Source organism: Actinopolymorpha sp. B11F2 (assembly GCF_040195635.1).
In the GTDB taxonomy this organism is placed as follows: Bacteria; Actinomycetota; Actinomycetes; order Propionibacteriales; family Actinopolymorphaceae; genus Thermasporomyces.
Window position 1 is genome coordinate 261,836 of sequence record NZ_JBEFTX010000009.1, and the last position, 13,694, is coordinate 275,529.

At 67.2% G+C, this 13,694-nt stretch carries 15 protein-coding genes and 1 pseudogene; 8 read left to right on the forward strand and 8 right to left on the reverse strand.

The genetic code is table 11. The annotated features are described in order from the left end of the window. Window positions 1-5 precede the first annotated feature (5 nt). Complete coding sequence (locus ABN034_RS18545) at window positions 6-647, reverse strand: hypothetical protein (protein ID WP_349692226.1); 642 nt, start codon at window positions 645-647, stop codon at window positions 6-8. 177 nt (window positions 648-824) lie between these two features. On the opposite strand from ABN034_RS18545, the gene ABN034_RS18550 reads away from it, so the two are divergent. After that, a complete protein-coding gene (locus tag ABN034_RS18550; protein WP_349692227.1) occupies window positions 825-3,677 on the forward strand; it encodes a GAF domain-containing protein in 2,853 nt (950 codons plus the stop codon). Between the two features lie 33 nt (window positions 3,678-3,710). On the opposite strand, the gene ABN034_RS18555 is transcribed toward ABN034_RS18550, so the two are convergent. Genes ABN034_RS18555 through ABN034_RS18565 form a run of 3 tightly spaced genes read right to left on the reverse strand, consistent with a single transcriptional unit; the run spans window position 3,711 to window position 5,491 of the window. Further along, complete coding sequence (locus tag ABN034_RS18555; protein ID WP_349692245.1) at window positions 3,711-4,526, reverse strand: ABC transporter permease; 816 nt, start codon at window positions 4,524-4,526, stop codon at window positions 3,711-3,713. Beyond that, complete coding sequence (locus tag ABN034_RS18560; protein WP_349692228.1) at window positions 4,424-4,984, reverse strand: substrate-binding domain-containing protein; 561 nt, start codon at window positions 4,982-4,984, stop codon at window positions 4,424-4,426. Before ABN034_RS18560 ends, ABN034_RS18555 begins: the two co-directional genes overlap by 103 nt. Window positions 4,985-5,032: 48 nt before the next feature. Beyond that, a complete protein-coding gene (locus tag ABN034_RS18565; RefSeq protein ID WP_349692229.1) occupies window positions 5,033-5,491 on the reverse strand; it encodes a pyridoxamine 5'-phosphate oxidase family protein in 459 nt (152 codons plus the stop codon). A 233-nt stretch (window positions 5,492-5,724) separates the two neighbouring features. Between ABN034_RS18565 and ABN034_RS18570 the strand changes: the two genes are divergently transcribed. Further along, window positions 5,725-6,420 carry a B3/B4 domain-containing protein gene (locus ABN034_RS18570; protein WP_349692246.1) on the forward strand — a complete coding sequence of 232 codons (696 nt, stop codon included), beginning with the start codon at window positions 5,725-5,727 and terminating at the stop codon, window positions 6,418-6,420. A gap of 27 nt (window positions 6,421-6,447) precedes the next feature. On the opposite strand, the gene ABN034_RS18575 is transcribed toward ABN034_RS18570, so the two are convergent. Next, the gene (locus ABN034_RS18575) at window positions 6,448-9,120 is read right to left on the reverse strand and encodes a glycosyltransferase (RefSeq protein ID WP_349692230.1); all 2,673 of its coding nucleotides are present in this window, start codon (window positions 9,118-9,120) and stop codon (window positions 6,448-6,450) included. Between the two features lie 330 nt (window positions 9,121-9,450). On the opposite strand from ABN034_RS18575, the gene ABN034_RS18580 reads away from it, so the two are divergent. Further along, a complete protein-coding gene (locus tag ABN034_RS18580; protein ID WP_349692231.1) occupies window positions 9,451-9,741 on the forward strand; it encodes a hypothetical protein in 291 nt (96 codons plus the stop codon). A 237-nt stretch (window positions 9,742-9,978) separates the two neighbouring features. Further along, window positions 9,979-10,284 (forward strand): helix-turn-helix domain-containing protein, encoded by a 306-nt coding sequence (locus tag ABN034_RS18585; RefSeq protein WP_349692232.1) that lies wholly within the window; start codon window positions 9,979-9,981, stop codon window positions 10,282-10,284. 10 nt (window positions 10,285-10,294) lie between these two features. On the opposite strand, the gene ABN034_RS18590 is transcribed toward ABN034_RS18585, so the two are convergent. Both ABN034_RS18590 and ABN034_RS18595 read right to left on the reverse strand, forming a co-directional pair. After that, window positions 10,295-10,738 carry a DUF5990 family protein gene (locus ABN034_RS18590; RefSeq protein ID WP_349692233.1) on the reverse strand — a complete coding sequence of 148 codons (444 nt, stop codon included), beginning with the start codon at window positions 10,736-10,738 and terminating at the stop codon, window positions 10,295-10,297. 216 nt (window positions 10,739-10,954) lie between these two features. Then, on the reverse strand, window positions 10,955-11,242 hold the full coding sequence (locus ABN034_RS18595; RefSeq protein WP_349692234.1) for a hypothetical protein: 288 nt from the start codon (window positions 11,240-11,242) through the stop codon (window positions 10,955-10,957). Between the two features lie 393 nt (window positions 11,243-11,635). Here ABN034_RS18595 and ABN034_RS18600 point away from each other — a divergent pair, with 393 nt between their 5' ends. The 4 genes from ABN034_RS18600 to ABN034_RS18615 are packed head-to-tail and all read left to right on the forward strand — an operon-like array spanning window position 11,636 to window position 13,529. Beyond that, window positions 11,636-11,974: a hypothetical protein gene (locus ABN034_RS18600; protein WP_349692235.1), complete on the forward strand. Its 339-nt coding sequence runs from the start codon at window positions 11,636-11,638 to the stop codon at window positions 11,972-11,974. 6 nt (window positions 11,975-11,980) lie between these two features. Continuing rightward, window positions 11,981-12,733, forward strand: coding sequence for a WXG100 family type VII secretion target (locus tag ABN034_RS18605; protein ID WP_349692236.1), 753 nt, complete (start codon window positions 11,981-11,983; stop codon window positions 12,731-12,733). 35 nt (window positions 12,734-12,768) lie between these two features. Further along, entirely contained in the window at window positions 12,769-13,221 is a 453-nt protein-coding gene (locus ABN034_RS18610; protein WP_349692237.1) for a YbaB/EbfC family nucleoid-associated protein, read from the forward strand. Beyond that, entirely contained in the window at window positions 13,203-13,529 is a 327-nt protein-coding gene (locus ABN034_RS18615) for a YbaB/EbfC family nucleoid-associated protein (RefSeq protein ID WP_349692238.1), read from the forward strand. The genes ABN034_RS18610 and ABN034_RS18615 overlap by 19 nt, the downstream gene beginning before the upstream one ends. On the opposite strand, the pseudogene ABN034_RS18620 reads toward ABN034_RS18615, so the two are convergent. After that, window positions 13,519-13,694, reverse strand: a pseudogene (locus ABN034_RS18620) (IS256-like element IS1395 family transposase); the annotation flags it as partial. The gene ABN034_RS18615 and the pseudogene ABN034_RS18620 overlap by 11 nt on opposite strands.

The following is a 13,694-nucleotide window of genomic DNA, read 5'->3' on the forward strand; positions in this document are numbered from 1 at the left end:
TCACGCTATCGGTCCGGCGAGGGAGACCAATCCTCCGGCGGGAGTGGACGGGTGTCCTCCTGCGGCGGAGTCCGAAGCGCGGCCCGGCGTTCGAGGCGCATCTCGACGACGTTGTAGCCCGCGACCGCCAACAGAAGAGACAGGGCGAGCGAGAACCCGTACCGGGTGTCGACGAGCCCGTCCGCGACGTCGGCGGGTACGTCGGAGTCCCGCAGCTTCGCGATCAGGTGGTCCTGAGCGACGGCCTGGTTGGCGATGAGCAGGACGACCGCGACGCACGCGACGACGCCGCGGACGAGCGGTGAGACCCTCGGGCGGGCAACCAGGGCGACGCCGCCGGCGACGACGAGGACAGTGAGCAGGGCCAATGCCTGGATCGCGACGGGCTCGGCGTTCTCGTCCGGCGAAGGCTGGTCCGGCGGCAACCGGGGTGGATCAGATCCCGCCTCGCCCGGCTTCCCGGTCGTGATGTGCGGCTTGCCACCGATGACGAAGTCCCACCCCGTGTAGTCGGCGGTCATCGATCCGGTCTGTGCCTCGCAGGACACGGTGACGAACGGGAACGAAAAGCAGACCAGAACAAGCGCGAACCCGATCGGACTGGCGAGCCGTCGCCATTGCCGCCCTCGCGACCCGAACCTCGCCATCTCGCACCGACTCCCCTCGGCCCTGCCGGCAGTTCCACCACGCTGCAGCTGGAGTCCCGATCCCCACCGGACCGGACCGATCCCTGCCGAAGGGCGCCAGCCTACGCAATCTGGGCAGTTGAGCAGGCTTTCGATGTAGACCGCGACCAATCCGCAGAGACCTTCTACGATTGGACGATGGCCAACGGGGACGCCGGCACGGCGCCCGGCCAGAAGGCTTCTCACATGCTCGCGCAAGGCCGACTTGACGGGCCCGCGGGGGATGAGGTCGTACCTGTTCTCAGGGGTATCCTCCTGTCCGCCTGCCAACTGGCCGGCGCAAGCTTCGGGGTGGTCCTGCTGGGTGACTCCGACCATGACGTCACCGATGTCGTCTCTGTCGGCGTTCTCGAGCAGGAGCTCGGCGTCCTGCCGGGGACGCCGGAGTCGAAGACGTACCTCGCGGGCCTCCTGGCCGCGCCACCACCACTGCTGCGCAACGACATCAGCGCACACCGAGCCGGCCACAGCGTCCCGCCGCAGCATCCGGACATGACGAGGCTGCTCGGTGCCCCGTTCTCCCTGCGTGACGGTTCGGACGGATATCTCTACGTGGCGAAAGCAGGCGAGGGGCAGGAGTTCTCGCCGACAGACGCCCACAACGTCGTGACCCTCGCGGCCGCCGCTGGGCTCGCCGTCGACACGGACAGCCTGACCAGCAACCAGCCCCGGCGGCTCCGCTGGCTCGACGCCATCACGGAGCTGTTGCACCTCCTGCACGGAGAGATCGGACGGGAGGAGGGGCTCCAGGGTGTTGCCGAGCTGCTGAAGGAGGCCGCCGCCGCGGACACGAGCGTGATCGCGTTGGTCGATCCCGTGGACGAGGAGGGGCAGGTGATCGTCGAAGCCGCCGCTGGTCTTGGCGCCGACCTGATGGCCGGTGCGCGCCTGCCACGCACGCACTTCCTCGCCGAGGCCATGGACTCCGGCCGGCCGATCGTGAGCGAGGACATCCGCAAGAACGTACATTTCACCCCGCCGGCGGCATGGGTGCAGACGCTGTCGGTCCTCGGTCCGGGCCTCTTTCTTCCCCTGACCACGCCGAGCAAGGTACTCGGGGCGATGTTCGTCTCGTGGCGACGTGACTCCGCCATGGGTGACGATGCCGCCCGCGTGTCGACGTTGGCGATCCCCTTCGCACGCGCGGCCGCTCTCGTGCTCCAGCAGCACGAGACCCACCGGATCCGGAGCCGCCAGCAACGGTGGATGGAGGCCGCCGGGGACATCACCCGGTTGCTGCTCGACGAGGTGGACCCGCACGAGGTGATGACCCGGGTGACGCGGAAGATCCGGGAGATCTCCGGTGCGGCCTACGCCGCGGTCGCCCTGACCGATCGCGTCGGCCCGCAGGACACGGTGGTCTTCGACATCATCGACGGCCTGGGCCTGGAGCATGCGTCCGGCACGAGGGTGCCGTGCCCGAGTCCGCTGGCCGGGGTGCTCGAGTCGGGCCAACCGGTCATTGTCCCTGACATCGTCCGCGACCCGCGCTACCAGCCGCCTCCGGCGTGGCGCGAGGCGCTCTCCGTGCTCGGTCTGACCATGTTCATTCCTCTCAAGACGCCCCACGAGGACCTGGGTGCGCTCATCGTCGGTTGGCGGCGGGGATCGCCGGAAGAGCGGACGGCAAGGAACGACGCGCCGCTGATGGAGACCTTCGCCGCCGAGGTGGCCCTGTCGTTGCAGCGGGTCCGCGGGAACGAGGATCGCGACCGGCGGCAAGCCTGGCTTGACGCGTGCACGGAGCTGACCCGGCGGCTCGCTGGTGAGGTCGAGCAGGACGTGACCCTGCGCCGGATGGTCCGGTTGCTCCGGAGGGTCTCCGGCGCCGACTTCGGCGCCATCATCCTGCCCGACCCGAGGGCAGACGACAGCGCCTCACTGCTGATCCTCGAGGGGTACGGCGAGCAGCACTACTCGCATCATCGGATCTCGGGCGGCGGCCTGGTGGCAGGCGCCATCGAGTCGGGCCGTGCCCTCGTGAGCGAGGACTTCACGCAGGAGGAGGGCTACGATCCCCCTCCCGACATGGCGGACCGGCTGGCCGCGATCGGGCTGGGCATGATCATTCCGCTGACCGCATCGGGCGAGGTCCTGGGGGCGTTGTTCGCCGGGTGGCGCCGCGGATCTCCCCATGAGCGCTCGGCCAAGCGGGAGGTGGCACTGGTGGAGACCTTCGCCGACCAGGCCGCGCTCGCGTTGCAGCGGGGCCGCGTTCAGGGCGGCCAGGACCGCAGTGAACGCTGGCTCGAGGCGACCGCGGAGATGGCGCGGCTGCTGATCGGCCAGGTCGACCGTGACGAGGCGGTCTCTCTGGTGATCTCCGAGCTACGCGAGGTCTCCGGAGCCGACTTCGCTGGCGTCATCGTCGTCGACCCCACCGAACCCACGATCCTGCGGGTCGTGGACTTCCACGGCCCGGGCATTCTGCCCGTCTCACCCGACGCGTGGATCCCACGCGCCGGCCTCGTTGCCCGGGTCATCGCGACCGGCCGGCGGATCGTCAGCCACGACTACCCTCACGTGGCCGGCCACGATCCTCCCCCGGAGTGGCGGAAGCCCCTGTCGGAGATCGGTCTCGGCATGGTCATGCCCCTCGTCGCGGCCGCCGAGGAGGAGGTCATGGGGGTGTTGTTCGCCGGCTGGCGTCGCGGTTCGGCAGATGAGCGCGCGGCCAGGAACGAGGCACAGGAGGTGCAGACCTTCGCCGACCTCGCCGCCCTCGCCCTCCAGCGGGTCCGGGCCCAGGACGACAGGGAGCGACTGCACCTGCTCGAGGATCACGAGCTGATCGCCCACAACCTGCACGACGCCGTGCTGCAACGCCTGTTCGCCGTGGGGCTTCGCCTGCACAGCGCCGCAGCGGCGAGCACCGAGCCAACGGTGCAGGATCGCGTACGCGAGGCGATCGATGACCTCGACGCCACGACCGACCGAGTGCGTTGGACGATCGAACGGCTCTCCGGCGACGGGTCGGACTCCGCCGGGTAGGTCCCGGACTCCAGCTCGCCCACGGAGCAACATTCACGACAACCGGCCGTACCGGCGCAGGGTGAAGGCGTTGAGCAGGGCGGAGAGTACGAGGACGACGCCAAGGGCGAGGAGCTGGTACTGACTCCCTTCCGACCCTTCGAACGCCAGCAGCAGACCGGCGTTGAGCCAGGTCACCAACAGCGCGGCGACGACCACACCGCCGACCGTGCCGACGCCACCCTGGATCGCCACACCGCCGAGGACCGCGATGGTGATGGCGGGCAGGGTCATGCCGTTGCCGACCGTGCCGGCGTCCGGCCGCGCGGACGCGAACTGGGCCACCGTGACCACGGCCACGATCCCGGCGAGCAGGCCGGCGCCGGCGTAGGCCGTGAAGCGCACGCGCGGCACCGACAGGGAGGCGAACGTCGCCGCCACGTCGTTCGTACCGACGGCGTAGAGCTTCCTGCCGTACGTCGCGCGGTTGACCACCAACCACACCAGCACGACGCAGGGCAACAGGATCGTGAAGACCTGGCGGGGTACGAACAGGCCGCCCAGCTCGACCGGCCGGGCCAGTCCGGACAGGTCCTGCACCGGCCGGTTGGAGATGGGTGCGTTGTCGTTGCTGACAAGGGCGATCGAGGAGTACGCATAGTAGGTTGCGAGCGTCGCGATCAGCGGCGGCACGCGGACGTACGCCGTCAAGAAGCCGTTGACAGCGCCAAGCAGCGTACCGACGGCCAGACACACCGCCACAGACGTCAGCAGAGGCAGGCCCCACACGCCGACACAGAAGCCGAACACCATCCCCGCCAGACTGACGATGGCGCCCACCGACAGGTCGATCCCGCCGCGTCCCGACACGATGACGAGCAGCTCGGCGAGCGCCAACAGGCACAGCGGTACGAAGGATTCCCGGAGGGAGGCACGATGCTACGACGCCGGCTACCTCGCCTCGGTCTGGCCACAGCCAGCGAGTCGATGATGGCGGTGCCGATGCCGTCGGCGGTGGCCTGGTTGACGAACACCTCGCGGACCGAGTTGGGCGCGTCGGTGTCCGACGTCATCACGTGGATGCCACGGTCCTTCGCCTGTTGGAGGACGGGCGCGAGCGAGTCCGGGTCGTTCGGCGCGACCACGAGGACGTCCACCCGCTGCTGGATCAGAGCCTTCACGATGTCGGTCTGCGCGCCCGGATCGGCCGTCGTCCCGCCCTTGTAGATCCAGCGCAGGCCGATCTCCTTCGCGGCCTTCGCACCGCCGGCGTTCATCGCCTCGAAGTACGGGATGCCCTGCAGCTTCTGCACGAACGCGACGCTCACCTTGTCCTCTCCCCCGGAATCCCAGGAGGTCGTGGTGTCAAGCGCAGGTCAGGTGCGCAGCTTCGCCACCGTGACGACGATGGCCACCGAGAAGTCGGCCGCGAAGGCGCGTGGGCTGTCATACCCGATCGCCGCGAGTCGGTCGCCGTACTTCTCGACGTACGCCGGAATGGAGTCGAGGCCCGGATAGGACGGGTCGGCCACCTGCGCCACACCCTCGAGCCGGATCACGTCCCACCCGAGGCGGGTGTCGTCGAGGCCGAGCGCGACGTACGGATGGGCCGCGAGGTTGCGCAGCTTCGGCGTGCGCGGCCTGCTGTAGATGAGGATCTCGTCGCCGGTCCAGAGGTACCAGATGGGCACGCAGTCGGGCCGCCCGCTCGGGCGCACGGTCGTGAACCAGGCGATGACGTCGTCCCGCAGTCGCGCCTCGACCTCCGCTCGCCGCTCGGGCGTGAGCCCTTCCAGGATGTCCATCGCGGTCTCCTTCACACCTTGGTTGTCCACCCACGACAGACTGGCGCGTCAAGTGCACTTCAGGTCAAGGTCGGTGGCGAGGACCCAGGAGTGTGACCGCCTGAGCCTCGGAAGCTGCCGGCTATTGTCGGCCGGAGTCTGACGGCCCCGACCCGAGAGGAAGCGCCCGCGCCGTGCCCACACTCCCAGACGCCGACTCTTCCGCCGTCGACTCGTTCGCCGGCGATTCGTTCGCCGCCGGTCCTTCCGCCGCCGAGGTCTGGTTGGCGAAGGCGTACGTCGAACCGGCGGTCCACACACTGCGTCCGGACTACCGCGCACTCCTCGTCCTCGCGGAGGGTCTCGTCCCCGGGCCCAGCGACGACGTGAGCGACCGGCTGCTGGCCACCGCCACCGCGAAAGCGCGGCAACGGCTGGGCGATGGCGGTGTCGACGGGGACCTCCACGTCGCCGCGTGGCGGGAGGCGTTCCGCTCCTTCGGCGCCAAGCCGAAGCGGACCCGGTCCAGCGTCGAGGCGCTCCTGCGAAGGCTCGACGACGGCCTGCCCCGCATCGACCGGCTGACCGACGCCTACAACGCCGTCTCGATCGCGTATGCGGTGCCGGTCGGCGGCGAGGACATCGACCACTACGAAGGGCCCCTGCGGCTGGTCCGGGCGACGGGCGAGGAGTCGTTCGACACCGTTGACAAGGGCGAGCCCGCCGTGGACCACCCCAACCACGGCGAAGTGGTCTGGCGCGACGACGCGGGCGTCACCTGCCGGCGCTGGAACTGGCGGCAGTGCGTGCGCACCCGGCTCACCGGGAGTACGACGCGGGCGGTTTTCGTCCTCGACGCACTGGCGCCGATGGACGACGATGCCGTCCACGCCGCCGGTGCGGCGCTCGCCGAGGCCCTGCGGACCACCAGTCCGGACGTACGCCTGACATCGCGGCTGCTCGGCCCGGTCGCGACCTGAACCGCCCACCCCATCCGGACCGTGGAGCTACGGGGTTCCGGTGAGCAGGTCGCGGATGACCTGGACGTAGCGTTCCTGACCGGACTCCGAACGTACGAAGGACCGTCCTTCCTCGCTCTGGCGCCGGTACAGCGTCGGGTTCTCGCAGAGCCGTCGGACCAGCGCCATGACGTCGCGGGCGGAGCAGTAGAGCGCGCCGTCGCCGAAGGTCTCGGCGTACGCGTGCGGGAGGACGGCCACGACACCACTCGCCATCGCCTCGAGGATCGCCCGGTAGGGTGCGCCGACGCGGGCCGGATGTGGGAAGTAGACGAAGAAGTCGATGCCGGCCAGGAACTGCCTGGGATCGATGTCACCGTCCGGGCGTACGTCCCAGTTCGGCGGCGGCTCTGCCAGACCGAGGATGCCGAGCGGCACGTCGGCGCCGCCGAGGATGCGGACGTCGACGCCTGAGTTCTCGCCGTCGACCGGATAGCAGCGCAGCAGCGACTCGCGGGACCGAGGCCACTCCAGAGCGTCGCCGCCGACATGGCGCCCGATCACCGGGCGCGGGTTCTGCACAGAGTCCCTCGGCGACCACCACACGTCGGCGTCCACGAACGGCGGAAGATCCCACCCGGCCAGGGAGTCGGCGGGAACGAGTGGAGCGAGCAGCCGCCGGAGTTCCGCTGCCTGCGGAACCCAGATCGCATCCTTGCCGAACAGGTCCCGGACGTTCGCGTCACTGCGGGTCAGCTCGTAGCGGTGGTGTGAGCCGTCCGAGGCGTACGGCGCCCCGTCGACCATGATCGCCACGCGTTCGACGCGCAGCCGTACCGGTCCGCCCGGTGCGAACTGGAGGACTTCCGGGTCACCGATGACGAGCACTCCGACGTCCGCGTCCTCCTCCAGCGCGATCTGGTCCACCGTCGCCTCGTTGAGGAACGCCTGCACCGGTTCGCACGGGCCGAGCATGGCGGCGGTCATCCCCCGCATGGCCTCGAGCGGGACGACGGCCACCCGGAACCCCTGCGCCAGCAGGGCTCGAGCCTCCTCGATCAGGGCGCGTTGCCGCGGGCCGTGCTGCCGCCAGTCGCCGGCGAACGCGACGTCGTACCGGACCGCGCCCGTCTCCCGCCGCGACCTGAAGTCGCGCGGCACCGGAAAGGCACGTGCCAGACCGCCCGCGATGACGAACGGGCTCGCCTCGCCGTTCGCGATGTCCCGGTGCCAGTGGGCGTAGGCATGCCGGTACGCCCGCCGTGCCGGCGCGTGCCAGCCCGGGCGGAAGTCGCTCCGCGAGAGGGACGCCGTACGCCGTCGTACGATCGCGAGGGGCGCGGGGTCGATGTCGGTGACCCGTTCACCGAACACGGTGAGCAGCCGCTGGAAATGCTCGGAGTCCGCCGCCTTGCGTACCGGGTCGAAGTAACCGACACGATCCATCACCTCGCCGCGCCGGAACATCAGCGAGGAGCTGTTGGGACGCGTCGGGAGATAGCCGAGCTGGTTGAACTCGAGCTGGTCCGAGACACGGACACACGTACTCCTCGTCGCCAGCAGGTGCTCCTGCGCGATGAGCGGCTCGACCTGGCGCTGGATCCGCCGCGGATGCGACCAGTCGTCGGAGTCCTGGAACGTCACGAACTCCCCGCGGGCGAGGTCGAGGCCGGTGTTGCGGGCGGGATAGGTGCCACGGTTGGCGACCTCGCGAACGATCTTGATCCGTTCGTCCACGCCCTCCCAACGGTCGAGTGCGGTCTGCCGGTCCTGCGGTGAGCCGTCGTCGACGATCACCAGCTCGAGGGATCGCCACGACTGTTCGAGGATCGACCGGACGGCGACGTCGAGCCCGTTGTCCGGACAGTAGGTCGTCATCACCACGGAGACGAGCGGACCACTGAACACGCGTTCGCGCGCGCGGGCGTACAACCGGTCGAACGGAGCGACGCGGCCCGCGGGTGCGAGCTCGAGCGGTTCGAGACCTTCCCGGGCCAGGAGGCCATTGACGACGGCGAGCCAGGCCCTCTCGTCTCCCACCACCGAACCGGCGAACGGATTGAGCAGGTCGGCCTCGACATAAGGTCGGACGGCTGGACCGAGATTCGCCCGATCGATGAGCGTGTCCACCCGCGAATGGTGACCCATCTCGAACATCAGTTGCAGATAGACAAGACAGTGCACCGGCTTCCACATGCTCGACCCGTCCAGCCAGTCCGCGATTTCGTACATCGTCGCCGCGTTGAGCTGGTCGAGCTTCGAGCCAGGTTGCAGTGCGGTCACCCGCGCCTTGCTCAACAACCAGGAGACGTCGAGGCGCTCGAGAATCCGCAGGTGTGCCTTTCTGCGTACGGGTTCGCGACAAGCCTCGAGCAGGGACTCGAATTCGGCGTAGGTGTACTCACCGCCGGTCGCCGCGAATGCGAGGACGTCGCGCAACTGCGTCGAACCCGTGCGTAGGCAGGTCTCCTCCATCGCCCGGTGCCCACGGGTCTCGGCGAGCACCGCCGTGGTCCAGACACTTCCGCCGACAGCACCGTACGGTGTTTCCGCCGTGGCCGCCTTCGCGAAACTGGCCGGCGCCCGGGAACGCCCCGCGCGAATGAGATACCGCACGCCTCGAAAGGAAACGAAAGCCAACGCGAGAACGGCGACATGAAGGAACACGAGCCCGCCGACCAACAGCGTCCATTCATGGCGGAACAAACCTGTGAGAGCCACCGAGGTCGCTGATACCGCAAGGACGATGACAAGCCACTGGAAAACGGACAACCTGCGCCGGCCGTGCAGATAAGGCTGAAGGCGACGCCAAGCGGCGCGGGCGACCCTGACCATGCGTTCCCTCGAGTGCGCGCGGCCGGCACGACCCAGGTGGACGTCTCATAACTTCCCCGTCATCGGGTCCCACAAACGACGCCAGCTGCTCACGAACGCAGCCTTGACCATGCAGGTGATCATGTTCGTGATCATGATGGACAACCCGTGGCACGTGATCCGGCGCCGTCACCTGCGCCAGACATCCCTCGTCATGGGACAGCAGACCATGCCGTGGTGGGCCGTCCCGACGATGGAGACCTCCCGCTGCACAAGGAGATGGACGCACTGACGACAGCGGAGTTCGACGCCTTGATGGCGGAAAAGCAGTTGAAATCCGTCGCGCCGCTGCCGATGATCGGTGGCTTGGTACTGGTGTTCGCCGGCTCCCTCCACCTTCCCACGCGGCCGACACGATGGGCGTGGTGTGCTCTGAGCATCCTGCCGGCCGCGATCATGGTCATCGTCCTCGACCTTCTCGTCGGGGTCGCTGGGGCTCTGGTTCGGCGAGATCAACGGGCTACGTGACGGCCGTTTGCGTGTCGACTCGTCTGGTCGGCCGGGCCGCGGGACCTACTCCCCCGTCGAACCGGGGCCGGTCGAAGCCTCGTCGCGCATAGCTGAAAGGAACCTCTTCCATGACCGTCGACGACGATGTGTCATCAACCAACACCGCGCGTACTCCGGCCCGAGGCCGCGGACTGTCCTCCTGTCGTACTGGCGATTCGGCGTGACGTCCGACGCGAGCGCGAGCACGTGATCGCCATGGCCACGACAGTTCGACACTCCCCCGACCGTGACCACGAGCCACCTCCCGTGCGGCAGGTCAGCTACTGCTGGCGACTCCGCGAACTCATGAGCGCCCACGGCATGGTCGCCGCGACCGAGCTCCAACCGCCGCTGGCCGCCCGCGGCATCCGGATCTCAGCCGTCGCGGCATGGCGGCTCGTCACCCATCCGCCGACCAGGCTCTCGCTCCCGGTCCTCGCCGCGCTGTGCGACATCTTCGACTGCACTCCGGCGGACCTGATCCAGACCTCCGCGGTGGACTCCCGACGTACGCGTACGTAACGGAAGCCGGTCAGTCGACGCGCCAGGTCAATGCCGGAGCGCGGACCGACGCAAACACCGGTCCGCCGCGCCCGCCGGTGAGGTCGAGGTCGGCGACGAGCGTACGGCCGCCTTCGAGCGCCGACTCGACCAGTGGCTCTTCGATCGTCAGGAGCTGCAGCTTGATCCGCCCTCCACCGGCGACGCTGGTCCAACCGTCGTCGGTGTCCCGTCCCCAGTTGAGGTAGAGGAACCGCTCACCTTTGCGCCCGAACACGTACGGACCGCGATAGTCCAGACCGTCGGTCCGGCGTATGGCCTCGACGGTGAGCTCGAACGCCGCCGCAGGCTCGGTGGTCGGAGTCACCGATACGACCTCCTTGGCCTTGCTGAGCCCGAGGTGTGGCACATCGTGCGCGCGGCACCAGTCGCTCGGCATGTTCCGTCCCAGAATTCTGATCGACAGGTCGGTCATGGCTGCAGCCCTCGTTTCGAACTCCGGCCAAGAAAGCCGTCGCTCCGGTCAGGTGGTGTAGGAATGGGGATAGCGGCCATGCCGCCCACAGCAGCAGCGCCTTTGGATCCGGGGACCCAGCAGGGATCGAGCCGCCAGCCCGGTAAGACCTTTTGGTCGCGAGGCCCGCAACGAGAGGCGCTCCTGGGGGGGCTCTCCCGTTGGCCGGAAGGTTGTTCACTGTGCAGCTCGGAGTTTGTTGGCTGCGAACTTCTTCAGTGCGGTGACGACTTCCTCGGTCGTGCCATCGGTGAGGGCCGGCTGGCAAATGACCCAGTTTCGATAGCGCCTGGACCAGAGAACGCGCCGCGGTCCTTCCTTCGGGTCGGTGATGTGGGCAGCGGGCGTTGCAAGCACCATCTCGCGTTTCGCCAATCGCGCGAAGAAATCCTCCGGCACACCTACCCACCAGGATTCGATGTCGGCCCAAGGAATGACAACCTCACGCCAACGGGTGCGTACCACTATGCCGCTAGCACCCAATGAGACTCGATAGCCACGGAGACTCGTGTGGAGGGCGTCGACGCAAACGAGGGTTATGACTGGGCCAAGGATGATAAACAAGACGGCGGACGGGAGTCTTGTGTTCGAAACAAAGAGCGAGACTGCGTAGTACGCACTACACACTCCGAGAAGTACACCAAGAGCCATCGCGACGACTCTTGCGCCATTCACCTTAATGCGGCCGAACTGCGTTCTGACCTCGCTCGCTGTCATCTTTGACCTCTTCCGTCGCCCTACTGCCGCAGCATACCTGGGACAAAGTTATCCACAGCCTTGCGATACGCGCCCCAATCATGGGATGGCATGATGAGGCCCAGCCACTCGACCTCCAGCCGGGGAGGGAACGGGCCGCGTATGGGAGCGCAGACATCGCACAACGCCAAGCAGCTACGGGCGGTCGCTCGACGCCTGGGGGAAGCAGAGCTGGAGACGCGCGTGGTCCGGCGGATACGTGACCTGGAGATTCCCGCGTTGACCTGGCCATTGCTGGCCGCGTTGGGTAGTGCGTCCGAGTATGGCCGAACCCGCCAAGCTGCAGATGAGGCGGCAGTCGTTGTCGACACGGTGGTCGGTGCGCTCGGTCGCACGGTCGAGGCGGTAGCGGCGTACTACGAGCGGATGGAGGAGCAGTACGGCACGGACTTCGATTCGGCCATTCCGGAGACCGAGCGGTCAACGGATCGGGAGAAGTGAGGGCCGATGGCGGTCGTTGAGGGCGGTGTCGTCAGTACCGCCGACGTCGCCGTACACGGGGCGTTGTCACTCGCAGTGCTCACGGCGGGCCTCTCCCTGGCGGGTGTCGCCCAGGAGTCAGGCACGAGCGCAGTCATCGCTCTGGTGACGACCGGACTCGCCATTCCCAACCTCGCCGCGCCATGGCCGTTCGATCAGGCCGCGGAGGAATGGCAGGCGGTCTCCGCAGAGTTACACACCTTCCACTCCGAGTTGAGTGATCTGATCAACAAGCGAAGTGGCCTGAATGACTCGTGGGAAGGTCCGGGGGCCGATGCGTTCTGCGCCTATGTGAACAACAAACTCCTGCCAGCAATCGAGGAACTCGCCGACTGTGCCACGGATCTTCGCAACGCCTGCAGGGGCGTAAGTGAGACTCTCACGGGCGGAATCATCGAATATTTCCTTCTGACTGGGATTGCTATCGCCGCCTGCATTGCACTCACCGTAACCAAGAACCCAATCTTGTACCTTGCCTGTGCGCTCGCCAAGGCTGCGATCGTCGAGTCGTGGCTGATTGGACTTACCCTGCAATTCAGGGATATCTACAACACACTGACGGCCCTGGAGGCCGAACAGGCAAGGTTGCGCGTTGCGTACGAGAACTTGATTAGCAGGTTCGGTTTCGAAGGTGATCGACTGGATGCTGCGGCCCTGGAGATCATGCGGCGCCGGGTCCTTCCGGCGATGCAGGATGTCGACGGTTGGAACAAGGCGTGAACCCGGTCCCACGGATGCCAGGGAGGAGTGGATGCATGGTCAATTCAGGTGAATCTGGAAAAGATGGAGGTCCCGTTGTCGAGTTACTGGACTTAGCGCGCGAAGCCGTTGCGGAAGGGGGCGATCCCGTTGAGACCTTTAGACCTTTGCAAGAGCGCCTTTCCGGCATTGTACACTCGTTTACAGAAAACCTCTCTCGCCAATATGATGGCTCGGCAGCGGATGGCGAGATTGTCGCGGTCGTGAATGGTCTGGGAAACCTGCTGAGCATCGAAATTGGCCTGGCCGCAATGCGAGACATGGATGCGGCGACGTTGTCATCTGCATGTACAGACGCGATCGCCGCGGCACAGTTGTCGGTCACCGAGGAAATGAAATCAGTGATGATTCAGCTCGCAGACCCTGACGATTTCGGTACACCATTACCGGATCCGATGGCAATTTGGCGAAACTCCATGGAGGCGTCTGGATGGAAGAGGCGTACCTAACGGCGCTCATGAGTGAGCTCGAACACAAGATTTCCAATGCCGCAGCGAAGCTCGGCGATCTCGGAGAAGCGCAGGAGTACGTAGGCACGTCCTCAGACGGGTTAGTGACCGCGACAGTCGCGGGGGCGAGCGTCATAGTTGACATTCATATCCTAGCCAAGCGACGACTGGACCGTCATGACCTTGGTGAGGCGATCGTCGAGGCGGTAAACGACGCCGAGCGCCGGTCAACGGAAACTCTGAGGGTCAAGTCCATTGGTGTGGTGTATCGGTCGTGTCGCGTGATCCGTTGGTTGGTTAGGCGCTGAGCGCCGGGATGGTGTTGTCGTTCACCTCCTCGGTGGTCGGGTTGGGGGCGCGTCGGGCTTTGGCGAGGAGGTCGAGGCCGAGGTAGCGGCGGCCTTCGATCCATTCGTCGTGTTGTTCGGCCAGGACGGCGCCGACAAGGCGGATGAGGGCTGCTCGGTCGGGGA